2 rRNA genes are annotated in these 4,303 nt (G+C 56.3%); both read left to right on the forward strand.

Features of this window, described 5'->3' with window-relative positions:
* Nucleotides 1-248: 248 nt before the first annotated feature.
* Nucleotides 249-1,767, forward strand: a 16S ribosomal RNA gene (locus ACZ52J_RS42680).
* A gap of 327 nt (nt 1,768-2,094) precedes the next feature.
* A 23S ribosomal RNA gene (locus ACZ52J_RS42685) occupies nt 2,095-4,303 on the forward strand; the annotation flags it as partial.

Genomic DNA, 4,303 nt, shown 5'->3' on the forward strand with positions numbered 1-4,303 from the left:
CCAGGGAAACCCGGCCGACACGGAGACACGAACCAAGCTCTCGCGGATAGCGATTGAGTGGGTGTCCCACCAAAAACTGCTAGGAATAACCCGCTTCGGGTGACGCTGGGCCTTGGGTCCAGGGTTGGTCGGGGTGTGTTGCTTGAGAACTCAACAGTGTGCTAGTGAACTAAGCCAGTAGAGCTTATGTATTGAACCTCGTATGAGGTTCCTTTGAGAGCATTAAATTGCCTCGATTAAACTGTTCATTGTTGGAGAGTTTGATCCTGGCTCAGGACGAACGCTGGCGGCGTGCTTAACACATGCAAGTCGAACGCTGAACCACTTTCGGGTGGGGATGAGTGGCGAACGGGTGAGTAACACGTGGGTAATCTGCCCTGCACTCTGGGATAAGCCTTGGAAACGAGGTCTAATACCGGATATCACTTTTCTAGGCATCTAGAGGAGTTGAAAGTTCTGGCGGTGCAGGATGAACCCGCGGCCTATCAGCTTGTTGGTGGGGTAATGGCCTACCAAGGCGACGACGGGTAGCCGGCCTGAGAGGGTGACCGGCCACACTGGGACTGAGACACGGCCCAGACTCCTACGGGAGGCAGCAGTGGGGAATATTGCACAATGGGCGCAAGCCTGATGCAGCGACGCCGCGTGAGGGATGACGGCCTTCGGGTTGTAAACCTCTTTCGCCAGGGACGAAGCGCAAGTGACGGTACCTGGATAAGAAGCACCGGCTAACTACGTGCCAGCAGCCGCGGTAATACGTAGGGTGCGAGCGTTGTCCGGATTTATTGGGCGTAAAGAGCTCGTAGGCGGTTTGTCGCGTCGGCCGTGAAATCTCCACGCTTAACGTGGAGCGTGCGGTCGATACGGGCAGACTTGAGTTCGGTAGGGGAGACTGGAATTCCTGGTGTAGCGGTGAAATGCGCAGATATCAGGAGGAACACCGGTGGCGAAGGCGGGTCTCTGGGCCGATACTGACGCTGAGGAGCGAAAGCGTGGGGAGCGAACAGGATTAGATACCCTGGTAGTCCACGCTGTAAACGTTGGGCGCTAGGTGTGGGCGACATCCACGTTGTCCGTGCCGTAGCTAACGCATTAAGCGCCCCGCCTGGGGAGTACGGCCGCAAGGCTAAAACTCAAAGGAATTGACGGGGGCCCGCACAAGCGGCGGAGCATGTGGATTAATTCGATGCAACGCGAAGAACCTTACCTGGGCTTGACATGCGCCAGACATCCCCAGAGATGGGGCTTCCCTTGTGGTTGGTGTACAGGTGGTGCATGGCTGTCGTCAGCTCGTGTCGTGAGATGTTGGGTTAAGTCCCGCAACGAGCGCAACCCTTATCCTACGTTGCCAGCGCGTTATGGCGGGGACTCGTGGGAGACTGCCGGGGTCAACTCGGAGGAAGGTGGGGATGACGTCAAGTCATCATGCCCCTTATGTCCAGGGCTTCACACATGCTACAATGGCTGGTACAGAGGGCTGCGATACCGCGAGGTGGAGCGAATCCCTTAAAGCCGGTCTCAGTTCGGATCGCAGTCTGCAACTCGACTGCGTGAAGTCGGAGTCGCTAGTAATCGCAGATCAGCAACGCTGCGGTGAATACGTTCCCGGGCCTTGTACACACCGCCCGTCACGTCATGAAAGTCGGTAACACCCGAAGCCCATGGCCCAACCCGCAAGGGAGGGAGTGGTCGAAGGTGGGACTGGCGATTGGGACGAAGTCGTAACAAGGTAGCCGTACCGGAAGGTGCGGCTGGATCACCTCCTTTCTAAGGAGCACAACACATCCATCAGGCCGGGATACCCGGGCCAACCTGGTGGGGTGGCCATCACCTAGAGGTCGAATGCATCTCTGCGATGGTTGCTCAAGGAATTGTGGAACTACTGGTTATGGCTCACCGCGGTTGTGAAACCGCCGGCTAGTACTGCGGAGCTTGCTTCGCGTGGAACCCCGGTCGTGGAGCTGGGTGGTGGGTTGTTTGCTATGCACACTGTTGGGTCCTGAGGCAACACGCCTCAGGGCGTCACAGCCCTGGAACGTTGTGTGTTTCTGGTGTGGTGTTTGAGAACTGTAGAGTGGATGCGAGCATCTTTGTGGTCAAGTTGTTAAGGGCACATGGTGGATGTCTTGGCTTCAGGAGCCGATGAAGGACGTGGGAGGCTGCGATATGCCTCGGGGAGCTGTCAACCGAGCTGTGATCCGAGGATTTCCGAATGGGGAAACCCAGCACCAGTGATGTGGTGTTACCCGCACCTGAATATATAGGGTGTGTGGAGGGAACGCGGGGAAGTGAAACATCTCAGTACCCGCAGGAAGAGAAAACAACCGTGATTCCGTGAGTAGTGGCGAGCGAAAGCGGATGAGGCTAAACCGTTTGCATGTCAAGCTGTCAGGCGTTGTGCAGGCGGTGTTGTGGGACCCAGCGTCGAGGATCTGACAGTCCTCGGAATGGTCACGTGTGTTAGTGGAACGCCTTGGGATGGGCGGCCGGAGTGGGTGAGAGCCCCGTACGCGAAAACATGTCGTTGACTGTTTGTTTGGTGTTCCCGAGTAGCAGCGAGCTCGTGGAATTTGCTGTGAATCTGCCGGGACCACCCGGTAAGCCTAAATACTTCCTGAAGACCGATAGCGGACTAGTACCGTGAGGGAAAGATGAAAAGTACCCCGGGAGGGGAGTGAAAGAGTACCTGAAACCGTGTGCCTACAAGCCGTCAGAGCTCACTTGTTGGGTGATGGCGTGCCTTTTGAAGAATGAGCCTGCGAGTTAGTGCTGCGTGGCGAGGTTAACCCGTGTGGGGTAGCCGTAGCGAAAGCGAGTCTGAATAGGGCGATTGTAGTCGCGTGGTCTAGACCCGAAGCGGAGTGATCTACCCATGGCCAGGGTGAAGCGACGGTAAGACGTCGTGGAGGCCCGAACCCACTTAGGTTGAAAACTGAGGGGATGAGCTGTGGGTAGGGGTGAAAGGCCAATCAAACTCCGTGATAGCTGGTTCTCCCCGAAATGCATTTAGGTGCAGCGTCGTATGTTTCTCCACGGGGGTAGAGCTACTGGATGGTCTAGGGGCCTTACCGGGTTACCGAAATCAACCAAACTCCGAATACCGTGGTGTTAGAGTACGGCAGTGAGACGGCGGGGGATAAGCTTCGTCGTCGAGAGGGAAACAGCCCAGAACACCAGCTAAGGCCCCTAAGTGTGTGCTCAGTGGGAAAGGATGTGGGATTGCCCAGACAACCAGGAGGTTGGCTTAGAAGCAGCCACCCTTGAAAGAGTGCGTAATAGCTCACTGGTCAAGTGGTCCTGCGCCGACAATGTAGCGGGGCTTAAGCACACCGCCGAAGCTGTGTCATTCACACATATACATCGGCTTGGACTCTTGAAGTCCTTGTCTAGTGGTGTGGATGGGTAGGGGAGCGTCCTGCATCCAGGGAAGCCGTGGCGGAAGCTAGCGGTGGAGGGTGTGGGAGTGAGAATGCAGGCATGAGTAGCGAATGCAGAGTGAGAAACTCTGCCGCCGGATGACCAAGGGTTCCTGGGCCAGGCTAATCCGCCCAGGGTAAGTCGGGACCTAAGGCGAGGCCGACAGGCGTAGTCGATGGACAACGGGTTGATATTCCCGTACCCGAGCATGTGCGCCCATGACGAGGCGTTTGATACTAACCACCCAAAGCCATCATCCAATGTCTTCGGACGGAGGGTGGTGTGTGGAGCGTGGGACCTGATTTCGTAGTAGTCAAGCGATGGGGTGACGCAGGAAGGTAGCTCCGCCAGGCGATGGTTGTCCTGGTGTAAGCGTGTAGGAGAAAGCATAGGCAAATCCGTGCTTTACATACTCTGAGACGTGATGCGTAGCCGTTTGAGGCGAAGTAGAGTGATCCTATGCTGCCGAGAAAAGCCTCTAGTGAGTGCATGCACGGCCCGTACCCCAAACCAACACAGGTGGTCAGGTAGAGAATACCAAGGCGATCGGGTGAACTGTGGTTAAGGAACTCGGCAAAATGCCCCCGTAACTTCGGGAGAAGGGGGGCCAAACATCCTGAAGCTTTTCTCGAGCTAGGGGTGGGTGGCCGCAGAGACCAGCGGAAAGCGACTGTTTACTAAAAACACAGGTCCATGCGAAGTCGCAAGACGATGTATATGGACTGACGCCTGCCCGGTGCTGGAACGTTAAGAGGACCGGTTAACTCCTTTCGGGGGGTGAAGCTGAGAATTTAAGCGCCAGTAAACGGCGGTGGTAACTATAACCATCCTAAGGTAGCGAAATTCCTTGTCGGGTAAGTTCCGACCTGCACGAATGGCGTAACGA

Source organism: Kitasatospora sp. NPDC034035, from assembly GCF_055575755.1.